Source organism: Myxococcus eversor, from assembly GCF_010894455.1.
Classification (GTDB): domain Bacteria; phylum Myxococcota; class Myxococcia; order Myxococcales; family Myxococcaceae; genus Myxococcus; species Myxococcus eversor.
This window is the reverse complement of record NZ_JAAIXY010000003.1, coordinates 110,174-135,147: the sequence shown is the minus strand read 5'-3', so window position 1 is coordinate 135,147 and position 24,974 is coordinate 110,174. Positions and strand designations below refer to the sequence as shown.

22 protein-coding genes are annotated in these 24,974 nt (G+C 65.3%); 10 read left to right on the top strand and 12 right to left on the bottom strand.

Annotated features, from left to right (window positions below):
* Positions 1 to 107 precede the first annotated feature (107 nt).
* The 6 genes from hprK (at position 108) to G4D83_RS07330 (ending at position 5,797) form a co-directional block, all read left to right on the top strand.
* Entirely contained in the window at positions 108 to 1,073 is a 966-nt protein-coding gene (hprK, locus tag G4D83_RS07355) for an HPr(Ser) kinase/phosphatase (protein ID WP_163863967.1), read from the top strand.
* Positions 1,070 to 1,933, top strand: coding sequence for an RNase adapter RapZ (rapZ, locus tag G4D83_RS07350; protein ID WP_163863966.1), 864 nt, complete (start codon positions 1,070 to 1,072; stop codon positions 1,931 to 1,933). Before hprK ends, rapZ begins: the two co-directional genes overlap by 4 nt.
* Positions 1,934 to 1,945: 12 nt before the next feature.
* Positions 1,946 to 2,491 (top strand): manganese efflux pump MntP, encoded by a 546-nt coding sequence (locus G4D83_RS07345; protein WP_163863965.1) that lies wholly within the window; start codon positions 1,946 to 1,948, stop codon positions 2,489 to 2,491.
* A 151-nt stretch (positions 2,492 to 2,642) separates the two neighbouring features.
* Positions 2,643 to 4,160, top strand: coding sequence for a flavin-containing monooxygenase (locus tag G4D83_RS07340; RefSeq protein ID WP_163863964.1), 1,518 nt, complete (start codon positions 2,643 to 2,645; stop codon positions 4,158 to 4,160).
* Between the two features lie 87 nt (positions 4,161 to 4,247).
* Positions 4,248 to 5,093 carry an SDR family NAD(P)-dependent oxidoreductase gene (locus G4D83_RS07335; protein ID WP_163863963.1) on the top strand — a complete coding sequence of 282 codons (846 nt, stop codon included), beginning with the start codon at positions 4,248 to 4,250 and terminating at the stop codon, positions 5,091 to 5,093.
* Positions 5,090 to 5,797 (top strand): QsdR family transcriptional regulator, encoded by a 708-nt coding sequence (locus tag G4D83_RS07330; RefSeq protein WP_163863962.1) that lies wholly within the window; start codon positions 5,090 to 5,092, stop codon positions 5,795 to 5,797. Before G4D83_RS07335 ends, G4D83_RS07330 begins: the two co-directional genes overlap by 4 nt.
* 46 nt (positions 5,798 to 5,843) lie before the next feature.
* On the opposite strand, the gene G4D83_RS07325 is transcribed toward G4D83_RS07330, so the two are convergent.
* From G4D83_RS07325 to G4D83_RS07315, 3 genes are all read right to left on the bottom strand, one after another.
* A complete protein-coding gene (locus tag G4D83_RS07325) occupies positions 5,844 to 6,950 on the bottom strand; it encodes a hypothetical protein (protein WP_163863961.1) in 1,107 nt (368 codons plus the stop codon).
* Between the two features lie 32 nt (positions 6,951 to 6,982).
* Entirely contained in the window at positions 6,983 to 8,503 is a 1,521-nt protein-coding gene (locus G4D83_RS07320) for a DNA cytosine methyltransferase (protein WP_163863960.1), read from the bottom strand.
* A 190-nt stretch (positions 8,504 to 8,693) separates the two neighbouring features.
* Positions 8,694 to 9,248, bottom strand: a complete 555-nt coding sequence (locus tag G4D83_RS07315; protein ID WP_163863959.1) for a very short patch repair endonuclease — start codon at positions 9,246 to 9,248, stop codon at positions 8,694 to 8,696.
* Positions 9,249 to 9,533: 285 nt separating this feature from the next.
* Between G4D83_RS07315 and G4D83_RS07310 the strand changes: the two genes are divergently transcribed.
* From G4D83_RS07310 to G4D83_RS07295, 4 genes are read left to right on the top strand one after another with little or no spacing between them, the layout of a single operon-like run.
* Positions 9,534 to 11,795, top strand: coding sequence for a hypothetical protein (locus tag G4D83_RS07310; RefSeq protein ID WP_163863958.1), 2,262 nt, complete (start codon positions 9,534 to 9,536; stop codon positions 11,793 to 11,795).
* Complete coding sequence (locus G4D83_RS07305) at positions 11,785 to 12,630, top strand: hypothetical protein (protein ID WP_163863957.1); 846 nt, start codon at positions 11,785 to 11,787, stop codon at positions 12,628 to 12,630. The genes G4D83_RS07310 and G4D83_RS07305 overlap by 11 nt, the downstream gene beginning before the upstream one ends.
* A 1-nt stretch (position 12,631) precedes the next feature.
* A complete protein-coding gene (locus tag G4D83_RS07300) occupies positions 12,632 to 13,411 on the top strand; it encodes a DUF6339 family protein (RefSeq protein WP_163863956.1) in 780 nt (259 codons plus the stop codon).
* A 35-nt stretch (positions 13,412 to 13,446) separates the two neighbouring features.
* Positions 13,447 to 13,896 (top strand): SitI3 family protein, encoded by a 450-nt coding sequence (locus G4D83_RS07295; RefSeq protein ID WP_163863955.1) that lies wholly within the window; start codon positions 13,447 to 13,449, stop codon positions 13,894 to 13,896.
* Positions 13,897 to 13,931: 35 nt separating this feature from the next.
* Here G4D83_RS07295 and G4D83_RS07290 read toward each other — a convergent pair whose 3' ends face one another.
* The 9 genes from G4D83_RS07290 to G4D83_RS07250 all read right to left on the bottom strand — a co-directional run bounded on the left by G4D83_RS07290 (position 13,932) and on the right by G4D83_RS07250 (position 24,973).
* Complete coding sequence (locus tag G4D83_RS07290; protein WP_205522584.1) at positions 13,932 to 14,348, bottom strand: DUF2000 domain-containing protein; 417 nt, start codon at positions 14,346 to 14,348, stop codon at positions 13,932 to 13,934.
* Complete coding sequence (locus G4D83_RS07285; RefSeq protein WP_240356199.1) at positions 14,279 to 15,205, bottom strand: AraC family transcriptional regulator; 927 nt, start codon at positions 15,203 to 15,205, stop codon at positions 14,279 to 14,281. The genes G4D83_RS07290 and G4D83_RS07285 overlap by 70 nt, the downstream gene beginning before the upstream one ends.
* A 144-nt stretch (positions 15,206 to 15,349) precedes the next feature.
* On the bottom strand, positions 15,350 to 15,997 hold the full coding sequence (locus G4D83_RS07280; protein ID WP_163863953.1) for a hypothetical protein: 648 nt from the start codon (positions 15,995 to 15,997) through the stop codon (positions 15,350 to 15,352).
* Entirely contained in the window at positions 15,994 to 16,548 is a 555-nt protein-coding gene (locus G4D83_RS07275; protein WP_176435736.1) for a hypothetical protein, read from the bottom strand. Before G4D83_RS07275 ends, G4D83_RS07280 begins: the two co-directional genes overlap by 4 nt.
* A gap of 10 nt (positions 16,549 to 16,558) precedes the next feature.
* A complete protein-coding gene (locus tag G4D83_RS07270; protein WP_163863951.1) occupies positions 16,559 to 19,891 on the bottom strand; it encodes a glycoside hydrolase family 2 TIM barrel-domain containing protein in 3,333 nt (1,110 codons plus the stop codon).
* Entirely contained in the window at positions 19,888 to 21,258 is a 1,371-nt protein-coding gene (locus G4D83_RS07265; RefSeq protein ID WP_163863950.1) for a GH1 family beta-glucosidase, read from the bottom strand. The genes G4D83_RS07270 and G4D83_RS07265 overlap by 4 nt, the downstream gene beginning before the upstream one ends.
* A complete protein-coding gene (locus G4D83_RS07260) occupies positions 21,239 to 22,234 on the bottom strand; it encodes an ABC transporter ATP-binding protein (protein ID WP_163863949.1) in 996 nt (331 codons plus the stop codon). The genes G4D83_RS07265 and G4D83_RS07260 overlap by 20 nt, the downstream gene beginning before the upstream one ends.
* On the bottom strand, positions 22,231 to 24,000 hold the full coding sequence (locus G4D83_RS07255) for a dipeptide/oligopeptide/nickel ABC transporter permease/ATP-binding protein (RefSeq protein WP_163863948.1): 1,770 nt from the start codon (positions 23,998 to 24,000) through the stop codon (positions 22,231 to 22,233). The genes G4D83_RS07260 and G4D83_RS07255 overlap by 4 nt, the downstream gene beginning before the upstream one ends.
* Positions 23,993 to 24,973, bottom strand: a complete 981-nt coding sequence (locus G4D83_RS07250) for an ABC transporter permease (RefSeq protein WP_163863947.1) — start codon at positions 24,971 to 24,973, stop codon at positions 23,993 to 23,995. The genes G4D83_RS07255 and G4D83_RS07250 overlap by 8 nt, the downstream gene beginning before the upstream one ends.
* Position 24,974: the final 1 nt, after the last annotated feature.

Here is a 24,974-nt window from a genome sequence, read left to right as displayed (position 1 = left end):
GCCAGGGCTTCGCTCGGGTGGGCAATCGGCGGTAGAGGTGGGGGACGACATGCCAGGTGGGCACTTCGCCTCAAAAGGTCCCACCGGTGATATTCCAGGCCCCGACGATGAAATCCATCCGCATCTCCCAGCTCATCGAGGACCACGACTACGACTTGCGCCTCACGCTCATCGCGGGCGCGAGCGGGCTGACGCGGACGGTGGACTCGTCGCGCATCCAGAAGCCGGGGCTGGCGCTGGCGGGCTTCACCGAGCACCTCCACCCCCACCGGGTCCAGGTGTTCGGCAACACCGAGATTTCCTACCTGGCCACCCTGCCGGAGCCCCGGCAGCGCGAGGCGCTCTCCAAGCTCTTCGAGGAAGAGGACCTGGCGTGCGTCGTGGTGACGAAGGAGCTGGAGATTCCGCCCGTCCTGGTGACGGCGTGCGAGGCCGGCGGGCTGGCGCTGATGAAGACGCCGCTGCTCTCCAGCGAGTTCATCACCCGGGTGCAGTCCTTCCTGGAAGAGGCGCTCACCGAGTCCAGCAGCCTGCACGGCGTGCTGATGGACGTCTTCGGCGTGGGCATCCTGCTGCTGGGCAAGAGCGGCATCGGCAAGAGCGAGATTGCCCTGGACCTGGTGATGCGGGCCCACCGGCTGGTGGCGGACGACATCGTCGACGTCACCCGGCGCAAGGGGGCCGTCTACGGCGCGGGCAACCCGGTCATCAAGCACCACATGGAGATTCGGGGCCTGGGCATCATCAACATCAAGGACCTGTTCGGCGTGGCGGCGGTGCGCGAGCAGAAGAAAATCGAGCTCGTCATCGAGCTGCAGGAATGGGACCCCCATCAGGAGTACGACCGGCTGGGCGTGGAGGACAAGCATCTGCAGATTGTGGGTGTGGACATCCCGCTGTCGGTGGTACCCGTGCGTCCAGGCCGTAACATGGCGACCATCATCGAGGTGGCCGCCCGCAACCAGTTGTTGAAGCTTCAGGGCCACCACTCGGCGAGGGAATTCGCCGAGCGGCTCAACCGAGCCATCGCCGAAGGGGCGATGCGCCGCACCCTGGGAGAAGAGGTCGAGTGACCGCGCCCGCGAAACAGTTGGTCGTCATCACCGGCATGTCCGGCTCCGGCAAGTCCACCGCCATCCGCGCGTTGGAGGATGCGGGGTTCTTCTGCATCGACAACCTGCCGGTGCTGCTGCTGCCCAAGCTCACGGAGCTCGCCGGTGGGGGCAACATCGAGCGCATGGCGCTGGTGATGGACGTGCGCGAGGGCGTGTTCCTCAAGGACGCCCCCCGCGTGCTCGACGAGGTCCGCCGCGCCGGGCACCACGTGGAGGTGCTCTTCCTCGACTCCAGCGACGACAGCCTCATCCGTCGCTTCAGCGAGACGCGCCGCCGCCATCCCCTGGCGCCCAACGGCACCGTGGCGGATGGCATCAAGGCGGAGCGCCAGGAGCTGCGTGACTTGCGCGAAATCGCCGACCAGGTCATCGACTCGTCGGTGCTGAACGTGCACGACTTGAAGCGGATGGTGCAGGCGCGCTTCAGTCCGGAGCCCGCCGCGGGGCCGAGCCTGTCGGTGATGTCGTTCGGCTACCGGTACGGGGTGCCGCCGCAGGCGGACCTGGTGCTGGACGTGCGCTTCCTGCCCAACCCGTACTTCGTCCCGGAGATGAAGGGGCTGACGGGCAAGGTGCCCAAGGTGGCCGCGTACGTGTTGGAGCGCGAGGAGACGCAGCAGTTCCTCGAGAAGGTCGTGGACCTGTGCCGCTTCCTCTTCCCTCGCTACCAGAAGGAGGGGAAGGCGTACCTCACGGTGGCGCTGGGGTGCACGGGTGGCAAGCACCGCTCCGTGGCCATCGCAGCGGAGCTGACCAGGCGGCTGACCGACGAGAACACCCGCGTTCAGCTCTGGGACCGCGACATCGAGAAAGAGTAGCCCGAGGCTCCCATGACCCTGTTCCTGCTCGCGCTCGGGGTGGCGATGGATGCCACCGCTGTCTCTGGCGGCATGGCCATTCGCGGCGCCCGTCCGCCGGATGTCCTCAAGCTGGCGTTGACCTTTGGCCTGTTCCAGTTCGGCATGTCCCTGGGCGGTGCGCTCGGGGGCAAGGCCATCCTCACGCACTTCTCCGCGGTGGACCATTGGATTGCCTTCGTGCTGCTCGCGCTGGTGGGTGGGCACATGATTTGGGAGGCGTTCTCCCATGACGAGGAGACGCGCGCCGCCACGGGCATTCCGCTGCCCATGCTGCTGACGCTCGGCGTGGCCACCAGCATCGACGCGCTCGCCGTGGGCGTGACGCTGCCCGCGCTGAACCTGAGCATCCTGCTGTCCACCGGCGTCATTGGCGTGATGACCTTCGTGCTGTCCATCCTCGGCGCCTGGGCTGGCAAGCGGCTGGGAGAGCGCTTTGGCACCAGCATCGAAATCCTCGGCGGCCTGGTGCTCATCGGCATCGGCTTCAAGACGCTCTTCGACCACATGAGCGCGTAGGCCTTCTGGCGGTGGGCTCGGTGCCCCCGCCCGAGGCTGCCTCTCGTGCGACACCTCGCTGTCCTACGTCATGGGTGAGTCAAGATTGCGAAGTGACTCATGACGCGCCATGCTGGGAGTCCGTAGCGCGGATTTCCCACTGGAGGCCAGGATGTCCCTTCCCCTGACGCGGCACTTCCACGTGGCCATCGCGGGCAGTGGGTTCGGCGGCCTGGGGATGGCCATCCGGCTCAAGCAGGAGGGGCTGGAGGACTTCGTCGTCCTGGAGCGCGCGGACGACGTGGGCGGCGTCTGGCGGGACAACGCGTATCCGGGCTGCGCGTGTGACGTGCCGTCGCACCTGTACTCGTTCTCCTTCGCGCCGAATCCACGCTGGTCTCGGGCGTACTCGCCCCAGGCGGAGATTCACGCGTACCTGCGCGACTGCGCGGAGCGGTTCGGCGTGGTGACCCACGTGCGCTTCCGTCACGCCGTGGAGGACGCGCGCTGGGACGACGAGGCGGGGCACTGGCGCCTCCAGACGTCGGAGGGGCTCTTCACGGCGGACGTCTTCATCCTCGCGGCGGGAGCCTTTGGTGAGCCGGTGCGGCCCGACATTCCGGGCCTGGAGCGCTTCCAGGGCAAGGTGATGCACTCGGCGCGGTGGGACGCTGACTACTCGCTTGCGGGGCGCAAGGTGGCGGTGGTGGGCACGGGCGCGTCCGCGATTCAGTTCGTCCCGGCCATCCAGCCGAAGGTGGCGAAGCTGGTCCTCTTCCAGCGCACGCCGCCGTGGATTCTTCCGCGCAACGATTACGCCATCTCCGGTTGGAAGCAGTGGCTGTACGCGCGCGTCCCTGGGGCGCGGTGGCTGATGCGCGCGGGCATCTATGCGGTGAAGGAGCTGTCCGCGCTGGCCTTCATGCATCCGTGGATCATCCGCCTGGCGCAGCGGGGCGCGTGGCGGCACTTGAAGGCGTCGGTTCCGGACCCGGTGCTGCGCGCGAAGCTGCTGCCCGGCTACACCCTGGGCTGCAAGCGCGTGCTGGTGTCGGACGACTATCTGCCGGCGCTGACTCGGGAGAACGTCGAGGTCGTCACGGAGGGGCTCCAGGAGGTGCGCGAGCACTCCGTCGTCACGACGTCGGGCGTGGAGCATCCGGTGGACGCGCTCATCTTCGGCACGGGGTTCCAGATAACGGAGCCGTCCTTCGCCCGGCACATCCGGGGGCGTGACGGGCGCACCCTGGCGGAGACGTGGGCGGGGAGCATGAAGGCGCACCTGGGGACGTCGGTGAGCGGGTTCCCCAACTTCTTCATGTTGCTGGGGCCGAACACGGGGCTGGGGCACACGTCCGTCATCCTGATGATTGAGAGCCAGCTGGCGCACGTGCTCAGCGCGCTGCGCTACCTGGAGGGCAGGGGGCTGGCGGCGGTGGAGCCGACGGCGGACGCGCAGGAGGCGTTCGTTCGCGAGGTCGACACGCGGATGGCCCAGACGGTGTGGATGCGGGGCGGCTGTGTGAGCTGGTACCTGGATGCGACGGGGCGCAACTCGACGCTGTGGCCGGGCTTCACGTTCGACTACCGGCGCCGTGTCTCCGCCTTCGAGCCGACGGAGTACGTGGCCATCCACCGGCGCGCGCGTGCGAGGGGTGAGGCGGGTTTTCAGAAGAAGGCGCATGGCTGACGCGGTGGCGATGGCGGCGCTCGCGATGTCGTCGCGCCGCATGCTCGATGAGGGTCTGTCGGGCCGGACGCGGAACGGAGCCAACGGATGAAATCGGTGAAGGACAAGGTCGCGGCGATTACCGGAGCGGGCTCGGGCATTGGCCGGGCGACGGCGGTGTTGCTCGCGCGTCAGGGCTGTCACGTCGCGTTGTCGGACGTAAATGTGCAGGGGCTCTCCGAGACAGAGACGCAGTGCCGCGCGCACGGCGTCCGTGTCCGGGTAGACCGGGTGGATGTCGCGAAGCGCGAGCAGGTGCACACCTGGGCGGACGAGGTGGCGCGGGAGTTCGGCGGCGTCCACATCATCATCAACAACGCGGGCGTCGCGTTGGGGGCCACCATCGAGGACACCCGGTACGAGGACTTCGAGTGGCTGATGAACATCAACTTCTGGGGCGTGGTGTATGGGACGAAGGCGTTCCTGCCGCACCTGAAGGCCGTGGACGAGGGGCACATCGTCAATGTGTCGAGCGTCTTCGGGTTGATTGGGGTGCCGACGCAGGCGGCGTACAACTCGGCGAAGTTCGCGGTGAAGGGCTTCACGGAGGCGCTGCGGCAGGAACTCGAGGTGGAGCCGGGGACCATCGGCGTCACCTGTGTGCACCCGGGGGGTATCAAGACGAACATCGCGCGCAATGCGCGGGTGACGCCTCGCGCGGGGTGGACGGACGAGCGGTCGTCGAGTGACTTCGAGAAGTCGTTCGCCACCACGCCGGAGCGGGCGGCCGAGGACATCCTCCTGGCGATTCGGAAGAACCGTCGGAGGCAACTCATTGGTGGGGATGCGGTGCTCATCGACCTGTTCCAGCGGTTGTTGCCGACCCTGTATCAGCGGGTGCTGGTGGCGGGGATGCGGCGGCGGCGGCGGAAGATGCTGAGCGCGGCGACATGAAGCGCACGCGCGTGAAGGATGCGAGGAGCGCGACGAAGGCGGCGCCTTCGAGGACGCGTCGGCCGGCTTCGCGAGAGAAGGCGCGGGGGCGGGTGACGCCGCTCTCGCAGCGGTTGGAGGTGCCCTCGCGGGCGACGCCGCAGGACCTCTTCGCCCTGGCGATGCGGTGGTGGGACGAGGGGGAGCGGTTCGATATCGGCCGGATGGCGCAGGAGCTGGGCGTGAGCCGGGCGACGGTGTTCCGCTGGGCGGGGACGCGGGAGCTGCTCTATGGGGAGGTGCTGTCCTTCCGGTTCGAGGCCGCGCTCACGGCGGCGAGGCGCGAGTTCAAGGAGGAGGGGGCGGCGCATGTGGCGGAGGTCACCCAACGCCTCATCCACCTGATTGTGGCGGATGCGCCGCTGCGGCGCTTCATCCAGCAGGACTCCGAGTATGCGATGCGGGTGCTGATGTCGAAGAGCAGCCGCGTGGAAGAGCGCTGTGCGGCGAGCATCCGGAGGGCGCTGGAGGAGGGCGTGAGAGAACGACGCCTCCGTCCGGCGATGAGCCTGGACGCGTTGTCGAACGTCATCGTGAGGGTTGGACAGTTCTTCCTGTACCGGGACGCGCTCACGGGCGACCCGCCGGACGTGCAGGCCGCCATCACCGCGACGCTCATCCTGCTCACCGCGGAAGTGGGGGATGAGCGGTGGAGCAATAGGTGACGGTCTGAAGATCACCAGTATTACGAGCCAACCGGCTTGGTGGGCTTCAAATCAATCGTGATATTATGACGGAATGCTCAACCGTGAAGACCTCTGGTTTGAGTTGGATGCTATCGACACTTACACCTGCCGGCAGGGAAGCCAGACTCTCAAGGACCTTTTTCGCATACAGGTCCACTGAGGCAAGAATCTTCAACTTGGGGCTCGTACCAGCAAGGTCATAGACCCGCGCGATTCGATAGTTCGGCGTTCTGGCTGCAAAGCGTAGTTCTGCGATGCTCATGTGCAGCGGACGCTCGAATGCACCTTGTGTTGTTTTGACATCGACGAATACCCTGGGGCTGTCCTCGATCCATCTGGCTGCAAGTACGTCGAAATCAAAGGCTGCACGCGCGTGGGTTGACGATACCCAATCGAAATCCTCTTCTCCGTGCTCGCTCTCCGACAGCCAAGTTCCAAACAACTCTTCTCCCTGCTGACCCGTTTCTTCTGCGCGGCGAAGTTGTTCACGAAGTTCCTGGGTTGTCAGTGCGACAGAGCGACCATCCGATACAATCGGCTCTGGAACGGTATTTCCGAACAAGACATCTTCTATTGTGTCCTGGCTCAGGAGCAGGGAGTCAAGAGGGTGTTCGTCAGTACCATAGGCAGTGGTGGTCTCCGCCCGCATCCTGGCGAGGCCCGTTTCTGGAAGAGCCTGCATGGTGCTCCTGCCAGGGAATTCAAGCGTATTTTCGATGACTTGGTGGAGCGCAGGGTCTCCTCTGGCTGAAACAAGCACAAGTGTTGCGGCAGTAGGTCGTTCATTGCCTTGGAATGCAATGATGGCGAAGTCGTTCTCGGCAAGGTTGTCGTAACGGCCCGGTGCCTCAGGCGGATCATGGATCACTTCGCCGTTGAGTCGCCAGTTCTTTGCACCTGGGGGCCGCAATGCTTTGCGCATCAGACGGTGTGGTTCATTTCCTGCTGGGCCTATGACTGCCAATGGCATGGGAACCGGGTCTGTGATTCCTCTGAGGCCTGGATAGAAACGATCGATGAAAATGTCGCTATTGAGGTTGATGGCCTTTTGCTTCGATAGCCTGAGGTGGGTTTTGAAGAACGACAGATCTGATGCAGTCAGGCGCTTGATCGCAACCTTGGTGTTTTCCATACCTTCCTCGGGGATTTGTTCTGCTCAACCGATCATCCGGCTGCGCTGACTTGCACCTTCGGGACGTCTTGCGTCCTGCGGGACTCATTAGCGCCAATGCCTAGTGCTGTGAGAAGCGGTTCGGCAAGCGCATGGGCCAGCAGTGGTGGGACTGCATTGCCAATCTGCCGGAACGCAGGGTTCATCGTCCCTGAAAATTTGAATCCATCTGGGAAGGACTGAAGGCGAGCAGCTTCGCGGACGGAGAGAACCCGGGCCTGTTCGTCGTCGTAATGGATGTGGCTGTAGGAGTCTTTGCCGAGGTGAGCCATCAGAGTGCGGGCAGGCTCATCAGGTGCCATCTTGCGCCACTTGTTGGGGAATTTGCCCGGGTCATAAGGGGGGACATAGTCACTTCTGAGTTCATCGTAGTCCGGGGTACCGGGGAGGAGACGACGTCCAGCTCGCTTTTCTGAGGCCAGTCGTTGGGCGAAAAGGCGCTCCGCCAGTGCATATGCCTTCGGATAGTCATCCCCCCACTTCATGGCACGGAAGAGACGGTAATCGCGGTCGCTCAGCGAGCGGATGACATGGTCCCAGAGCTGTCCGTCGCCTTCGAACCCCGGCCACGATCGCATCAGACGGGCGTAAGCCGACGGAGAAACATCCGTTCGATAAGTGACCGCTTCATTGAACCTCCGCGCCCCGCGGCGCAAAGTCCCATCAAGATGGCTGGTAATGGGAGGGAGATCCTCGATGGCTTCCTGCACAGACACAGGTGGCCGGCCCTTGCGCTTGGATTCAAGGACAGGGACATACCGAGTCTTTGGTGCGAAGAGGTCACCAAGCACCACATGCTTCAGGGCTACGTCTCGTGAGCCCTGATATCCTGATGGGAAGACGACCTTCCGTGTGGGCGCTGGGAACGAATAATATGCCCCCGCTGCTTCATGAATGCCGACCAGGATGAACCGCTCCCGCATCTGGGGCACGCCATGGTTGGCGGCGTTCACAAGCGTGTACCGGCAGCGGTATCCCAGCCCTTCAAGAATCTCACACACCTCTTCTGCTAGGTTGTGCCCACCGAAGTTGAGGATGTCCGGTACGTTCTCCATCAAGAGCGCCACGGGCATGAGTTCCTTCACATACTCAAGGTATGGAAGATAGAGCTTGGCCCTAGGGTCGTGTCGGAAGGCCTCAGGGTGTTCGTGGACCTCGCGCAGTTTTGCGCGCCCGACCCGGGTAAACGCAGGGCATGGAGGTCCACCCACCAGCAGGTCGACGGCGTCTACCGGCTTCTTGATCCCGAAGGAGGCCAACAGTTCATGGGACTTCGTGACCGTGATGTCCTTGGGGCGGGCATGGGCTTCGAGCAGTTCCGGGGACAAGTGCGGATGGAAGTTGAGGGCGTGCGAGCGGGAGGCATGCTCGTCGAACTCGACACCGCCTACGATGTCGCACCCCGCGAGCTGGAAGCCGAGGGTCAACCCGCCACACCCGGAGAACAGGTCAAGCAGGCGCGGGCGCTCTCCGCGTGCGAGGCGGTTGAGCTTGTACTCGATGGTTCGATGCATGGTGCTCTAGGTCCTATGGCCTGGCTGTACCCGGTGTTCGTCAGATGGAAGAACAGGCCCGACCGCTACGGAGGCATACCCAATCGACTCCTCGGCTGAGGCTACTGCCTGCCAGGGCGGTTCGTCCCGGGTTTATACCGCAGTGGGTCCGGCTCGCCACCCATCCTGCAAGCTACAGGCCGCTACCAGACTACCCGTGAACACGCTTCCACTTCTTCGTGCTCCTCCGGACCTGTTTGGACCGACGTGGTTCCCGCCCACGCAGGTCCTCAAGCCAGCGTTCTTCCAGGTCCTCTCCCCCTGGCAACGCGTCGACCTGCACGACCCGCCACGAACCAGCCGGACTCCAGGCGTCGTCGCGAAGTGCTGATTGCACGGTGAAGAGGACCTGGGGGAGCGATTCGAAGATCTCGTGTTCCCAGAACCGACAGACGCGCCAGCCCTCTGCTTCGAGCTGGAGCGTCTGCCTGCGGTCCCGCTCAACGTTCGTGCGGAGCTTCGGTCCCCAGAACTCCTGGCGGGTCCGCGGGCGGACGTAATGTTCCGGGCATCCATGCCAGAAACACCCGTCTATGAACACGGCCACCTTTGCGCGGACGAAGACCACGTCGGGTCGTCCATACGGCGTCCGGGATTGGAGCCGATAGCGGGCTCCTGTCCGCCACAGCGCAGACCTGAGCAGTCGCTCCGGGACGGTGTCCTTTGCGCGAATCCGGGACATCTGTTCGGAGCGGGTGCGTCCCATCAGGCCTCTCTCTTTGGCGTCCATACCACCGCAGTGGTAGTGCCGCGACGCCACAACGGTCGGCAGCGAAGGTATCATCCCGCCTATGGGCTGAGAATCAGAGTGCGGCTTGCCGCGTTGACTGATCGGATGAGGTCGACGTCATGCATGCAGTGGATGTCGAGGTCCAGTTGAACCCAGGTTCTCATCGGCTTGTGATTATGGAGTAGCATCAGGCTGCGTTTGCAAGTCGCGTGAGGGGCGCATCGCATCTGTTCGGCTCGGACCTTCTTTCAGGAGCGATCGATGTCAGAGACGAAGTGGTTCTTTCCTACGACGCAAGGGGGCGAGGAAAGCGGACTGAATGACCCGGGAATCGAGTTTTTCCGGAAGTCAGGCTCACTCGCTCGCGAGACAATCCAGAACAGTGGAGATGCCCGAGTAGATCACTCCAAACCAGTAATCGTCACGTTCGAGTTGTTCCAGTTGCCCGTAGCGTCATTTCCGGGAGTCGACCGGTTCCGTGAGGTTGTGGAGCAATGCCGCAACTACGTGCTGAAGTCATGTAAGACGGAACAGCAGAAAGACGAGAACGGCCGGAAGTGGTTCGAGAAGGCCCTGGGGCTGCTTTCGGGGACGCATCTACCGGTACTCCGCATCCGGGATGAGAATACGACAGGATTGGAAGGCGGCGAGCGCGACGAAGACAAGGCCTGGGTCCGTCTCATCAAAAAGCAGGGGAGTGCCTCAATGCATGGCGCGGGAGGCGGGACCTTCGGGATCGGTCAGCGCGCGCCATTTGCCTTCTCAGGTCTTCGTACGGTCTTCTATTCCACGATGACCCGGAATGGGGAACATGCATTTACTGGCAAGACGATCCTGAGTTCGTTCCGAGAGCAGGAGCACGTCTACAGGCCGATCGGATTCTGGGGAACGCAGTCGGAGGACCAACCCGGAGTCTTCGCGGTGCGGGAGCCAGAACTGATCGTCGAGCCGTTCAGGCGGACATCGGTGGGGACAGACCTCTATGTCATGGGGTTTGAGCCGCAGGGGTGGCGGGACGCCATTGCTGACTCCGTCGCACATAATTTTTTCGCCGCCATCCAGGGAGGAGGACTGGTCATCCGGTTGCTCGCGGATGAAGGCCCGCTAGAGTTCAATTCCACCACCATCGAACAACTGGTGGACGAGCGGTATCGAGTTCTGATGGCACGTGCTACGTCAAAGACAGCGAAGAAGGACGTGCGGGATACGCTAGGGGTCACGCGCCATTATCTCAAAGCGCTGCAGTCGCCGACTGGAGGAAAACCGTCGTTCAGTCTCCAGCATCCAGAGCTGGGACGCGTCGAATTATATGTGACGTTGGACCCCGAAGCTCCATCGAGAACCGCCTTCATGCGACGTCCGCGCATTCGAGTCTATGAGCGGACGCAGAATCTGCTCTCGGGATACGCGGCTGTGCTTCTTTGCGAGGACTCCAGGGGCAATGATCTCCTTGCTCGGATGGAAGACCCGTCTCATTCAGAATGGAGCCGGGAGCGACTGCCCGGTGGAGCAGGACGTCCGTCGGGCGACAAGCTCCTGGCGGATATCTATGATTTTGTCAGGGCTTCGCTCAAGAAGCTTGCGCAGCAGGATTCGGAAACTCCGCAAGATCTCCCTGACCTGGGCCGGTATCTTCCGGAAGACGATGCCCTGCGCCCTGGATTCAGGCAGACGGGTGTTCCTGTCCGGACGCCGCATGTTTCCGAGCAGGAGTCCGCGAGACCACAGCAGCCACAGGGACGGAAGCACGCCTTGCAACGGCCTCGTCCGCCGACAAGTCCTCAGGTATTGCATATTCCTGTCGAAACATCCGAGCAGGGAGAGCAGGGACTACTGATGGAACCGTCTGGACGTGTCCCATTGGGAAAGGAGGATTCCAGTGTCAGTCAGGTCAGCACCCAGGTTGTTCCACAGGGCAGGGCACAAGTGGGTGTCCGCATGGCTGGTGTGGGGCTGAACGGTACCGAGGGTCGCGGGCCGGACGATGGTGGACTCATGGAGCCTGGCAATGGGGTTCGCAATAATGAGGTGACGCGAACCCGAGGTGGAGAGGGACCCTTCGGACCAGAAGGAGAGGGGACCGTGGCGTGGCCTGGGCCGGCATCCACGCAGGGCGCCCCCGTCGCGGGAACAGATACCCATTCCGGACACACAGAGAGTTCATTGCTTGCTGAAGGTTCCAGTGGAACGGCGAGCAGTACCAACACGGGACTTCGCAGACTGGCGAATGCGCAGGTGACGGTGCGGGCTTGGTTCTCTGCAGAGAATCGGGCCACGCATCTACTGTTGCGAGCGACGCGTCGTGGTCGCGCTACGCTCAGGCTGACGGCTTCTGGAGAGGATTCTGACTATGAGGTGAGGGTTGCTTCGGCTGTTGATGTTCGGACTGGTGCTCTATTCGAGTGTGTGGGCGACAAGATCCTGGATGTCGACTTTGAAGCTCAGCAAGGACGGGAATTGCTACTGGAGCTCCGCCCCGCTCGTCGTGTGGCAGTTTCTGTGGAGGTGGTTCATGGCGCGTAGATCGCGGCCGACATCTTTTCCTCACCCCGTGGTTGGCATAGGTGATGACATAGCAGGGCAGTTGCTTTGCAATGCGCCTGATTTTGACTTTGGTGCCGACACGACAGTTGTGCTTGTGGATGGTCTCGTCGTGACGAACCAGACGATTGCCGGACTTGTTCGGGACCAGAAGGCTGCATTCACGGTTCGGGTAGGCTGTGGTGCTACATACTATCGAGAGACATTTCGGACTCACGAGGCTCGGTTGCGGCTGACGTTGCCGTCGGCGACGCTTGTTGGAGATGTGGAAGTCCAGGTTCGTGTGTGTGCCCTTCAGCGAATCGAGCAATATGGCCCTGTGCAGTTGCATCCAGACTATGGAGATCGAACGTTCGATGTCCAGGCAGGAGATGTGCTTGCACTTGGGGCTGATTATGCGCTTCGTGTCGAGAAGCAGTTTGATCCGCTGGCTGCCGATATCCCTTCGATCATGCGGCTTCAAAAAGGCAAGCATTTATCGGGGCCTTTTGAAGTGAATTTTGGAGGAGAGCAGATCATCCTGATTCTTTCGGCGGAGGACTATGAAAACTATGGAATCGCTAGCAGGAATGAGCCTGAGTTGGTGCATGCCGCGTTGGTGATGCCTGTGCTTTGTGAAGCCATCCGGATCATCCGTCGACGCGCTGACGAAGATGAGATGATGACGGGCTTGAACTGGTTCCGGAGACTGGCTGCGATGATGGATGCCCGGCGAATCGATGAGAATGATGAGGTGCTGACGGCGGCGCAGAAACTGCTTGATATGCCGCTGTCGAGAGCATTCAAAAGTGTTGCCAGGAAGAGTGAGGAGGCGTGAAATGCCACGTGTCTATGTTGTTCGCGAACAGACGCTCAAGGATATGGAAACACGGATTCTCGTTGGGGATGGGGTTGAGTTGTATCGAGCGCCGGGCGTGTTTGACTTTGCTGCGGAGCAGCTTCTTGCGTTTCCTCACGAGCCGCGTACCGAGCCTCCGAAGTTCTTTGTTGAAGACTCCCGGCGTGGTCGTGCATCTACCGACTTTGAGCAAGCACTTCAAATCTACGAGTGGATTGGGCCGCTGTCAGAGACGGAAGCCCGCGACAAGCGACTCTGGGCCTGGATGGCCCATGTTCCATTTGCTGATTACACGCGAGAACGGTGGCCGATTCCCGCCGATACCAAGGAAGCCAGGAATTCTATCCTGAAGCATTGGTTCGTTCGAGGAGAAGGCCGCTCGTCCTTACGTCGACACTCCGTAGCTCGCCTTTGGTGGGCGATCCATCTTACCAGGGCTCCGTGGGAGCAAGATGAATCAATGCGTGTCTTGGTGAATGTGAACGACCCGTATGTCTATGCGCGAGTGCTCCTTGGCAATCAGGAGGTATTTTTTCATACACTGGAGCGGGAGTTTGGCAGTGACCGTCGCATTCTGATCGCGCTGTTGGAGGTGTTGAGGAGATCTGCGCGCCCTCAGACGCCCTTGGTCAAGTGGCTGGCGAGAGAGGTCAATCTGGCTTGCCAGTATCGCGAACTTCATCTTCTGCCTGTCGAGGAATTGATCGCATTCATCGAATCGCTTGCGACGCTGGAGCGTGAGTCGTCTGCCCGCACTTGAGTCGGTTAGTAGTGGGGTAGCTCAAGAGTGATCCCATGTCCCTGGACTACAACTTCCGCATCGCCACCGAGCTGGAGCCTGAAAGGGTGCTTGCAGTAGTTTTCCACTCCCTTGAACTGCGCCTCGATACCGGTGCCTCGGGCGAAGAAGTTGAAGGGCGAGGATTTCTGCTCACGGCCAGCGCTGTTGCACCGAAGAGCAGGGAGATGGTCGAAGAGGCTTTGGGCTTCTCTCCTTCGGTGGACCTCCAATTCTGGCTGGATGACAGCGAGCGGCGCGTGGCCATGGCCGCTATGCTGCGAGGTGTGCTCGCGGTGCTGCATCAGGTTCCAGGTGACGCAACGCTACTGTGTGGAGGCGACACAGTCCTGCTGCTCCGTCGCGAGGGACAACTGATCCTCGACTCGGGGACAGGCGCATGGACACCAGAGCGGCTGGCATCCGTGGATGCACTCTACGAGATGCGACAGTTGCCCTCGCTGTAGCCACGGCTCGATGCAGAGTTAAGGGATGCCCGCGCTCACTTGTGCAGTGTGAGCCCCTTGGTGGCCTTGTCCACCTGCTTGCGTTCACCCCGCAGCGCCAGTCCCACGAAGTCGAAGTCCTCGGGGTTCTCCGCTCGGAACGCGGCCCGGTTGTTCACGTCGTTGCCCGTGGCGAACATGGCGGCCACGTACACAGCGGTCGTCAGTCCACGCTCCACGGCGGCCCGGTGCGCGGCTTGAAGCTGCTCTCGCGTGGCGCTGAACACGAGCATCGGCTGGCCCAGGAGCCGACTGTACTTCCTGCCCGTCGCGTCTTCATACGGCTCACCCAGCATCTCCGGAGCCGATGCGGCCATGCCCGTCGCGAGGAAGGCGGTGACGTTCAGCTTCTGCCAGACGGCGAGGTCTTCGCGGATGACGATGGCGATCTTGGTCGTGAACAGCTCGGGCATGGAGGTCTCCTCTGTCGCCGTTCATCCTCGACAGGGGCACGCTCCATGTCTGGAACGTTCGTGCACATCGCGCGGTAGGCAGCGGGCGTCAGCCCATAGGCCCGTCGGAACCATCGTCCCAGGTGACTCTGGTCCGCGAAGCCCACCGCCACCGCGACACTCGCGGGCGTCTCTCCCCGCGCCAAGCTCCCGCGTGCAGCGGCGAGGCGAAGCTGCACCAGATACGCATGAGGTGGCAGTCCATAGGCCGCGCGGAATGCTCGCGAGAGCTGGAATCGATTCGCTCCACACTCACGCGCCAGCTCCTCCAGCCCCAGGTCCTCCTCCATCCGCGCCCGCAGGAACTCCCGCGCCCGACGCGTGGACCGGTGCGCCGCTTCTCCCAGTCGCGTCACCACTGACGCCCCGAGCTGCGGGGTGAGTGCGGCCGCCAGTTCCTCCAGCGCCTCGTCCCGCGCCAGCCGCGAGCCTGTCCCACGCAGTCGCCAGAACGCCCGTTGGATATGTGCCGCCAACCGAGGCTCCTCCGTGAGAGTCGCCTGGAAGCCCGGCCCTTGTGAGACCCCGCGCCCATCCGCCACCCGCTCGCATGCCTGAGCCACCCACGATGGCTCCAGGTAGAGCATCAGGTACGTGAAGCCCGTCTCGTCCCGCGCATGTCCGTCATGTGTCTCCCCGGGCTCAATCAGGATGACCCGCCCCGGCGTGCTCTGGTGCAGGGCACGCCGACACGAGAACTCCTGAAGCCCCTGCTCCGTCACGCCCACGAGATACGCGTCGTGGAAGTGCGGGTCATACGCATGGCCCGTGAAGTGCGCCCGGATGCTCTCGATTCCCGTTGCCTCGTCACGTGCCACGTCGACCCAGTCCCGCTTGAGCCGGGACGCTGGGGAGCAGCTCGGACAGGACGGACGCGCACCGGACATCGCGCGCAATCCTAACACCGTGCCTCGACCCAGGCCCGCTCCCCAGAACCAGGGAAGCGGGCCCAAGTCTCACGGCTAGTTCGCCGTGAAGTACAGGTTGTCCAGCAGCAGCGCGTTGCCCGAAGGCCCGCCTCCCGCGATGAACACGAAGGGCGACAGCACCGCGCCCAGGCTCACTCCCGCCGAGGAGAAGTCCGACAGCGGAATGGCCAGGTGGTGCCACTGCCCGTCATTCACATACCCATACTTCGCCACGTCGAGCTGCACGCCCTCCGTGTCACTCATCCCAATCTTCACCGAGGCGAACCCCGGGTCCGACGAGTTGAGGCTCACGTGCAGCGTCTTCCACGCGTCCAGGTTGTGCCCCGTATCCCAGTGGATGCCGAAGCCCAGCCACCCCTTGCCCGCGTGGACGATGCGGTCCGCCGTCTTCCCCTCGATGCGCGTGTTCGAGGCCTCAATCGTGACGGTGCCCTCGTACAGGTAGAGGTGCGTGTCCACGTCGTTGATGACAATCTCCTCGGACCGCCCTCCCTCGTAGAAGCCGACGAACAGGCGCCGCTGGCCCGCCTCGAACGGGAACGGCCCCGGGAGCGCCTCGTCCTGGGGATTCGGCCCGGCGTCGTCCTGCGAGGACGGCTGGTGGTTCTCGTAGTCGTTGGCCCCCGGGTCCGGTCTGCACGCGGCCAACGTCAACAACAGCACTCCCACGGTTCGCTTCATGGTCGCACCGCCCTTTCACCACCGCTCGAGGTCCGCACCAGCACCCAACCGCCCGTCACCGTCCCACCCATCTCCACGATGGCCTTGTAGGACGGCGTCAACAGCTCGTAGGGAATCGTCCCAGTCGAGTCGTACGTCACCGCGTCCGGGAAGTTGTCCAACACCGACTGGTACGCGCGGATGGCCATGTCCCGCACCACCGGCAGGTCCTCCTGCCTAGCCAGTCCGTTCTGATACACGCCGAGCAGGTTGAGGCCGACGTAGTACTGCGCCTCCCCATACGGCCCTCGCGCGAGCACGGTGGCCCACGAGTAGAACGCCGCCACCGGCCCCGCGTTGGCCTGGAGCACCCACTTCGTCTCCGTCCCCGGCGTCGAGTCCGCGAACGGATTGTTCGGGTCGTCCAGGATGGTGGTGCTCGGATACACACCCATGGCCGGGTCGAAGACCTCCAGCGTCAGGTCCTCCAGCGGCTCGCCATAGACATAGCTCGCGCGGTCATAACACCCGAAGGTGCTCAAGGCCGCGAGGAGCACGAGACACGTCCTCATACGTCGTCCCTCAGAGCGAAAGGATTGCATACGCACCCACCTCGTATTCGCGGCCCTTGAGTCCCTCGGCGATGGCCATCGTGCTCATGCCCTCCGAGTACTCATCCAACATGCGCACCAACCCTCGCAGGCCGAAGCGCGTGGACACCGCGCCCAGCACCGGCCGCTTGAGCCCGTAGGACACGTCTCCGCCCAACTGCACCGGATACGTGAGGTTGAACACGCGGTGGTAGTCGTACGGACCCCAGTCGTTGAACCGCAACTGCGTGGCGAGCAGCAGCGTGTCGTACAGCACGTTGGCGTCCAGGCCGAAGCGGCGCACCTGCCGCGCGTCCTCGCCTCCGGACTGCACGCTGCCCACGAAGGCCGTGCCGTACAGCTTCAGCCGCTGTGACGGGTTGCCCACCATGCGCAGCGTCGTCTCCCACTCGTCGCGCGCCGGCGGCGCCCCGGCGAAGGCCACCGCGCTGCCGTCCGCGAGGATGGCGATGCTCGCGTCTCGCGACGTCGGCTGGCGGCGGTACACCAGGTCCAGGCCCGCGGCGAAGGGCGCGTCCTCGCGCATCTCCCGGTCCCACGCCCAGAACCACGTCCCCGGCGTCGGGTCGAAGGTGATGAGCAGCTCCGCGCCGAGCGTCTCGCGGTTGTCGAGGACGGTGAAGGCGTCCTGCAACACGTTGCGCGCGCGCACCGCCGGGAAGTACGTGCCCGAGTCCTGGTCGAACGTGTCGGGGATGTTCGGGTTCGGTCCGATGAGGGGCTTCTGGTACAGCACGTTCGGCGCCACCTCGATGGTGCCCAACTGGAACGCCGCGCCCGCCTGCGCGCCGAAGTGGTTGCCGCGTCCGCTCTCCCGCAGGCTCCAGCCCGTCAGGACGATGCTCGGCTCGGGGCCGCCGTCCGCCACCAGCCCGCGGAACGAGCCCTGGGCATACAGCCGCACGCCGCCCAGGTCATACGTGGCCCGCGCCTTCGCGCCGAGCGTGTCGAGGAACTGCACCTCGTCGCGCAGCACCTCCTGGCCCGTGCCCATATAGCTCGCGCCACCCTTCGACTCGCGCGTCCAGGTGAACTCCTCACCAATACGTTGGGGCGCCGCCAGGATGCCGCCGATGTCGAGCGCGAGCGGACCCTTGTTCCATTCGAAGGTGAGCGCGGTGCGACGCGCCACGCGCTCGCGGATGACGGAGGCCGTCTGCTGCGTGGCGCCCCGGGCGATGTCCTCCTGGTGCACCAGCGTCAGCGCCATGTCCCCGAAGCCCTTGCGGTACTTGGCGACGATGGACGGGTTGGCGCCCCAGTACAGCTCCGGACCCACCGCCAGCTTGAAGCCCTCGAAGGAGCGCTTGCCGCTGAGCACCACGCCGAAGGGCGCGTTGCCGTGGTAGATGTCGATGTTCGGCCCGTAGTTGGCCTCGCGATACAGGCCGAAGAAGTCGCCCTCCTCGCCCCAGTGGTAGTGGCCGACGCGGTAGTAGCCCTCCAGCGCGAAGTCCGCGCGGTCCAGCTTGAACTCCGCCTGGTACAGCGCGAAGCGGTCGAAGGCGGACACACCCGGCTGGGCGACGCCCGGTGTCGGCGAGCCCGTCGTCGGCGCCGTCGGCGTCGGCGTGGTGCCCCGGTTCTCGTAGAAGAGGTTGTTGAGGCGGTTGGTGGCCACGTTGCCCACCACGTTGAACGACGCGCGGCCGTACACCCCCGTCGCCGGCTGGACCGCCAGGTCGAAGAAGATGGACTCCGTGTGGTCCGCCGACGTCAGGTTGGGCCGCGTCGTGGCGATGCTCCCGCGCGACAGCGAGCTGTCCATGACCAGGCGCAGGTTGGACACGCGCACCATGCTGAGCTCCTCCGTCTTCGCCAGGGCGATGGAGGACTCGTAGCTCTTCGACATGTCGGAGGGCCGCAGCGCGGAGAAGTGCGCGTGGATGCGGTCCAGGTCCGTGTCCGCCGCGTACGGGTCCAGGCGGAAGGCCGCCTGCAACATATAGTAGGCCGTGCGCGGCTGGATGCGGGAGATGCCCGCGTCGTCCGGCTGGCCCAGGGCGCAGATGCCGAACCACTCCTCGTTCATGTTGTTCTGGCCGGGCACGAAGTCCGCCGCGTAGCCACCGTTGGGCCACGACGCCGTCGTGTCGTGAATGGAGAGGTTGGCCTCCTGGCCCATCTTCCACCAGCCGTCCACCCACTGGAACACGAAGCCGCCCAGCGCGTTGCCCACGCGGCCCTGGCCGTAGGTCTGCGTATAGATTTCCTCCCACTGCTGGCGCAGGTACTCGGCCTGGGACAGGTGGTCCTCACGGCCGTCCCGCGCGTTGAACGCATCCGCGCCGAACTCCGAGAAGAGCACCGGCTTGTCCGTCTTGCGCAGCACCTCTTCGAACAAGTCCCGGACGCTGGGGCCGCGGTAGACGTTGGCGCCGAAGATGTCGATGTCGGTGCCGTGCTTGGCGATGAGGTCGATGTACTGGAGGTCGCCGTTGGCCAGGGCCACCGGGTGGTTGACGTCGCGGGCCTTGATGGTCCGCGCCGCCTCGCCCATCAGCGTGTAGAGGTGCACCGCGCGCGCGGCGTCCTCCTGGCCCGGCAGCGCCTCGATTTCGTAGCTCGTCCAGTGCAGGCCGTAGTTGTTCTCGTTGCCGAGCAGCCACATCAGCACGCCCGGAACGCCCCGGTAGACCTCCACCTTCTTCGCCAGCTCCTCGAGCAGCGCCTTGCGGTGCGCGGCGTTGGAGTAGTCGATGTTCGGCACGAAGGCGTTGTTGACGGTGGCGCCGTAGCGGCCCATCAGCGGGTTCACCACGGTGGTGATGCCGTAGTTCTTGAAGATGAACTCCACCCAGCGCGGGGGGATGTCGTCGAACTGGCGGATGGAGTTGACGCCCATGTCGCGCAAGAGCGTCATCTCCCGCGCCAGCACCGCGCGCACGAAGTCGTCGGGCTGGTTCCAGAGCGAGTAGCGGTAGTTCTCTCCAATGGGCGTGTAGCCCCAGTTCATGCCGCGCAACAGGAAGTCGCGGCCGTCCACCTTCAACTTGAAGCCGCGCTCGTCGTGCTGAATCTTGACGACGGTGGCCTGCTCCGCGCCCGGCTTGACGTCCACGGGCTGGAGGGTGAGGGGCTGCGGGGCGGGAGACGGCGTCGGACTGGGAGGACCCGAGGGCGTCGTCGTGGTGGCGGCGGGAGGCGCGCCACCCGGGGGAGTGGCGGCGGGCGGCGTCGACTCCACCGGCGCCGTTTGCGGTTGGGCACCGCCGGGCTGGACGGGCTGCGCGTCCTGCCCGGCATGGACGGGGGCCTGGTACAGCGCCACCGCGAGGAGGGGTGCGAGGACCAGGGCGCTCACGCGGCCAGCTCCACATCCAGCCCGTTCTGGGCCACCACGGCGCGGTACAGATGCGCGCTGTCCTTGGGGATGCGCTTCTGCGTGGCGTAATCCACGTACACCATGCCGAAGCGCTTCTGATAGCCGTAGGCCCACTCGAAGTTGTCCAACAGCGACCACGCGAAGTAGCCCTTGAGCGGCACGCCCTGGTTGATGGCCTCCAGCGAGGCCTCCAGGTGCGAGCGCAGGTAGTGCACGCGCTTGGCGTCCCTCACCCGGCCATCCGGGTCCGGCGCGGTGCCGTAGGCGGCCCCGTTCTCCGTGACGTAGAGGTGGCCCGGCTTGTAGTCCTGGTGCAGCCGCACGAGCAGCTGCGTGAGGCCGTGGGGCGACACCTCCCAGTCCATCTCCGTCTTCTCGGAGCTGACGTGGACGGTGCGAGGCGCGTTCTGCGCCTCGGGGATGCGGTCGCTGCGGATGACGCCGCGGTTGTAGTAGTTGACCCCCAGGAAGTCGATGGGGACGGCGATGTCCGCCAGGTCGCCCTGCCGCACGAAGGGCAGCGTGTCCGACTTCAGTCGCCCCTCGGCGACATGGTCGTCAATCACGTCGCGCGGGTAGCCCTTGCCGTAGAGCGGGTCCAGGTACCAGCGGTTGAAGCCGCCGTCGAAGGAGCGGCACGCGTCGTGGTCCTCCTTGCTGGGCGACGCGGGCTCCGCGGGCACCAGGTTGAGGGTGATGCCGACCTCCGCCTTGGGCACGTTGGAGCGGATGACGGGCACGGCCTGCCCGTGCGACAGCAGCACGTGGTGGGCCGTGGCCAGCGCCTGGCCCCAGTCCTTGATGCCGGGCGCATGCTCGCCGTTGGCGTAGCCCAGGATGCTGATGCACCAGGGCTCGTTGTGCGTAATCCACTTCGACACGCGGTCCCCGAGCTTCTGGCTCACCACGTCCGCGTACTCGACGAACGCGCTCACCGTGTCGCGCGAGGCCCAGCCGCCCTTGTCCTGGAGCGCCTGCGGCAAATCCCAGTGGTACAGCGTGACGGCGGGCTCGATTCCCACCTCCAGCAGTCCGTCGACCAGCCGCGAGTAGAAGTCGAGTCCGGCGGTGTTCACCTTGCCGCGCCCGACGGGGAGCACGCGCGGCCAGGCGATGGAGAAGCGATACGCCTTCAACCCCATCCAGCGCATCAGCTCCACGTCCTCGCGCCAGCGGTGGTAGTGGTCGCAGGCGACGTTGCCGTTGGTTCCGTCGGCGATTTTACCGGGCGTGGCGGCGAACCTGTCCCAGATGGACTCACCGCGCCCGTCGGCGTCGGTGGCTCCTTCAATCTGGTACGAGGAGGTGGCCACACCCCACACGAAGTCATGAGGAAACTGCCGCATCGTCAGGGACTCCTTTCGAGGACTCGAGATGGCAGCGGACGTGGTGCTCCGCCGCCGGAAGGTGAAAGGGAGGAAGCGCCTCGTGGCACCGCACGTCGGCGTGAGGACAGCGGGGCGCAAAGGCACACCCCAGAGGCGGAGGCGGCGTGGTCGCCACGCGCGCGGGGAGGGGCGTGCGCAGGAAGTCCGCGCCATCCGGCACCGCGGACAACAGCAGCCGCGTGTACGGATGCCGAGGCGCCTGGAGCACGTCGCTGGTGCGGCCCGTCTCCACGACGGAGCCCGCATAGAGCACCAGCACCCGGTCCGCCAGGTGACGGGCGCTCGCCAAATCATGGGTGATGAAGAGGATGCCGATGCCGCGCTCGCGCGTCAGGCCCTTGAGCAGTTGGAGCACACCCCGGCGCGTGGACACGTCCAGCATGGAGGTGGGCTCGTCCGCGATGATGACGTCGGGCTCCACCGCCAGCGCCCGCGCCACGGCCACGCGCTGCCGCTGGCCACCGGACAGCTCGTGCGGATAGCGCTTCGCCAGTTGCTCCGCGGGCGTCAGGCCCACCGACTCCAGCAGCGCGTGCACCTTCCGCGTCAGCTCCACGCCGCGCGCGCGCCCGTGGCGCACCAGTGAGCGCTCCAGGTGATAGGCCACCGTGTGCACCGGGTTGAGCGAGGCGAACGGGTCCTGGAACACCATCTGCACGCGGCCCCGGTAGGCCAGCGACGCGGAGCCGCCCTCGCGGGCGAGCACGTTCTCTCCGCTGAGGAGGATGTCGCCCGAGTCTGGCGTGTCCAGCCGCGCCAGGAGGCGGGCCAGCGTGGACTTGCCGCTGCCGGACTCACCGACGAGCGCGAGGATTTCTCCGCGCTCCAGCGAGAAGGACACGTCCGTCAGCACCTTGCGGCGCGCGTGGGACAGGAAGCCTCCCACGGGGAAGCTCCGGTTCAGCCGCGCGGCTTCCAGCAGGGGAGGGCTCATCGACGACCTCCAGGCAGTGCGGCGAGCGGAGCCTTCAGCGCGCTGGCGGCCTGCTCCAGCACGTCGGGCGTGGGCGCCTGCGTGTCGGTGGCCCCCAGATGCGGGAAGGACGACAGCAACAGGCGCGTGTACGGGTGACGGGCGTCCGTGCGCAGCCGCTGCGCGGTGTCCACCTCCACCAGCTTGCCGGCCTGGAGGATGCCCACGCGGTCCGACAGCGCGAGCAGCAGCGGCAAGTCATGGGTGATGAAGAGGACCGCGAAGCCCAGCCGCGACTTCAACTCCAGCACGCGCTGGAGCAGCTCCTTCTGCACCACCACGTCGAGCGCGGTGGTGGGCTCGTCCATCACCACCAGCCGGGGCTCCAGCGCCAACGCCAGGGCGATGCCCACGCGCTGCCGCATGCCGCCGGAGAGCTGGTGCGGCCACGCGTCCACCAGCTCGGGCTTCAGGCCCACCATGGCCAACAGCTCGCGGCCCCGCGCATACGAGGACGCGCGCGAGCCACCCCCGTGGGCGGCGAGCGTGTCGTGGAACTGCTCACCCAGCGTGAGCACCGGATTGAGCGCGCTCATCGCGCTCTGGAACACCATGGACACACGGCTCCACCGGAAGGCGCGCAGCGCCTCCGGCGACAACGCGGTGACGTCCGTTCCCTCGAAGAGGATGCGTCCCTGGGTGATGGCTGCTGACGAGGGCAACAGGCGCAACAGCGCGTAGCCCAGCGTGGACTTGCCGCTGCCGGACTCGCCCGCCAGGCCGAACACCTCGCCCGGGGCGATGTCCAGGGACACCTGGTCCACCACGCGGGAAGGCCCTGCCTGCGTCATGTATTCGATGCTCAACTCGCGCACGCTCAACAGCGCGCCGGGCGCGGTGGCTTCCTGCGCGGGAGTGGCGACGGCATGCACCACCGCGGCCTTGGGCGCCTTCGGAGGCGCGCGCAGCGAGGGGTTGGTCAGCTCGTCGATGGCGGAGCTGAGCAGCGTGAGCGAGAAGCCCACCAGCGCGATGCAGATGCCCGTGGGGACGAAAATCCACCAGGAGCGCGTCAGCAGCGCCGCGTCGTTGCCGGCCCAGTAGAGGTTGGTGCCCCACGTCACCGCGCCCACGTCGCCCAGGCCCAGGAACTCCAGGCCCACCTGCGCGCCCACGGCGTACAGCGTGTTTCCAATGAACGAAGAGGCCACCAGCGACGCCATGTTGGGCAACAGCTCGCGGGTGATGATGCGCGCGTGGCTCTCTCCGGCGACCACGGCCGCCGCGACGAAGTCCCGGCCTCGCAGCGCCAGCGCCTCCGCGCGGAAGACGCGCGCGTTCCAGGCCCAGCCCGCGAAGGTGAGCACCACCACCATGCGGAAGGGGCCGGAGGGCAGGTAGGCGCCCAGGACGATGGCCAGGGGCAGGCCCGGGATGACCAGGAAGATGTTGGTGGTGAGCGTCAGCGCGTCATCCACGCGGCGGCCCAGGTAGCCGGCGGTGATGCCCACCAGCGCGCCCACCAGCGTGACGAGCGCGCCCACCGCGAAGCCGATGGCCAGCGTCTCTCGCGCGCCCACCACCGTCTGCGCGAGCACGTCCTGGCCCTGGCCCGTGGTGCCGAACCAGTGGGCACTCGAGGGCGGCTGGTGGGGCTGGCCCATCAGCTCCGTCGGGTCCATCACGAACCACGGGCCCACCAGCGCGACGAGGAGGAAGCCCAGGAGGAGGGTGCCTCCCACGGCCGCCTTGCGCTGGCGGAGCAGGCGTCGAAGGGTCTCACGCATGGGCGCGGGTCCTCGGGTCCAGCCAGAGGCAGAGCAGGTCCACGGCGAAGTTCGCGGCGAGCACCGCCAGCGTGATGACCAGGAAGAGCCCCTGCATCAGCGGGTAGTCCTGGTTGCGCACCGCGAGGATGAGCAGGTAGCCGGTGCCCGGATACGAGAAGACGATTTCCGTCAGCAGCGAGCCGCTCAGCACGAAGCCCAGCGCCATGCCGAAGCCCGTGACGTTGGGCAGCAGCGCGTTGCGCGCCGCATAGCGCAGCATCACCTGACGCGGCGGCAGGCCCTTGGCGTGCGCCAGCCGCAGCGTGTCCGTGCCCAGCACCGCCACCATGGTGTTGCGCATGCTCAGCATCCACCCACCGAGCGTGGCCACGACGATGGACGTCGCCGGCAGCACCGCGTGCCGTCCCACGTCGGCGATGAAGGTGAGCGTCGCCCCGGGCTCCACGTCGTGCGAGTACGCGTGCCGCAGCGGGAACCAGCCCAGCCCGAAGCCGAAGAGGTACAGGGCCAGCATGGCCAGCCAGAAGTAGGGGAAGGCCCCCAGGAAGGCGAGCGCGGGCGCGAGCGCGGAGTCCAGCCAGCCGCCCCGGTTCCACGCGGCCAGCACGCCCAGCATCGTCCCCACCGCGAAGCTGATGATGACCGCGCACCCGGCCAGCCCCAGCGTCCACAAGAGGCCCGTGCCGATGACCTCCGTCACGGGCGAGGGGTAGTACGCGTACGACAGGCCCATGTCGCCGGTCACCAGGTGCTTCAGGTACGTGAAGTACTGCACGTGCCACGGCGCGTCCGTGAAGCCGAACGCCGTCTTCAGCGCGACGAGCGCCTCGGGGGAGATGCGGCCCTCGAAGCGGGCGAACATCGCCGTGGCCGGGTCTCCCGGCGCGAGCCTCGGGATGACGAAGTTCATCGTCAGCGAGGCCCACGCGGCGAGCAGGTAGAAGCCGAGCCTGCGGAGCACGTAGCGCATG